At 41.1% G+C, this 1,099-nt stretch carries 1 protein-coding gene; it reads right to left on the bottom strand.

All coding sequences use genetic code 11. From position 1 onward, the window contains the following. Positions 1-1,099, bottom strand: a 1,099-nt coding sequence (locus tag GFJ36_RS29335) for a S8 family serine peptidase (protein ID WP_481747062.1), incomplete at both ends; no start/stop codon positions are given.

Here is a 1,099-nt window from a genome sequence, read left to right as displayed (position 1 = left end):
GGCCTGATCCCACCTCAAATACAGAGCGTGCCTCTTTTAAGTCAACTGCAGTATTCATAAGCGCTTCTTTTACTTCAAACGGACTGTAGTTTGGATTTTCTTGCAAAATGAGTGCTGCCACCCCCGCTGTATGAGGAGTTGCCATAGATGTACCTGACATACGTCCATACGCTACCGGATAATTTTCTCCATCCTTTGGATCATTAATATATTCAGGAACAGTAGAGAAAATAGACACACCTGGCGCTACAATATCCGGCTTAATATCATCTGTTTTACTTGCAGGACCCCGAGAGCTGAAATCGGCTAAGTGATCTCCCTCTGTTTTTGTGTTACTCAGTTCTCCAAATGTTAAAGAGACATCTCCTTGGACAGCTTTTGCTTGCAATTTCTCACCATCTGCCTTTGTTAAGCGGAACGATGGAATAGATGAAGTACTTTCTCCAAGATAACTTGTAATTTCACCATCTACATTGTTATATACAATTACCGCCTTTGCACCTGCTTCCTTAGCATTTTTAATTTTTTCATCAAATGTAATCTCACCGCGTTGGATAAGAGCTAACTTCCCTTTTACATCTTTCCCTGTAAAATCACCTGATTTCCCAAGCCCTGCATATATAAACGATAAGGATTGACCTTTCAAATCTTCAATCTTATCAGTAAAGCTTTTTCCAAGTAGCATCATTTTATCCACATGTAAATCAGCTGCATCGGCGGAAAATGTCGGGATAGTCATCGCGGCGTCACTTGCTCCAACTGTAATTGGAAGTGCTGCTGCACTAGGTGATCCAAGGGTACCTTCTTCTGGACCACTATTACCTGCCGCTACTACTGTAACAACACCAGCTAACATCGCATTGTTTACTGCAATAGAAGTAGGATATAAAGGATCATTAATAGACGCACCTAATGATAAATTGATAACGTCCATATCGTCTTTCACTGCTTTATCAATCGCAGCAAGAATACCGCTTGTTTGTCCACTTCCATATGGACCTAATACACGATATGAATATAAATCTACATCCGGAGCGACTCCCGTAACTGCATAATCCACACTATTCTTTTTGTCTGCAGCAATTGTCCCAGCTACATG

The sequence above is a fragment of the Bacillus sp. EE-W1 genome, from assembly GCF_009760835.1.
GTDB classification, from domain to species: Bacteria; Bacillota; Bacilli; order Bacillales; family Bacillaceae_G; genus Bacillus_A; species Bacillus_A wiedmannii.
The sequence above is the reverse complement of the archived record's forward strand: the minus strand, read 5'-3'. Positions and strand labels throughout refer to the sequence as shown.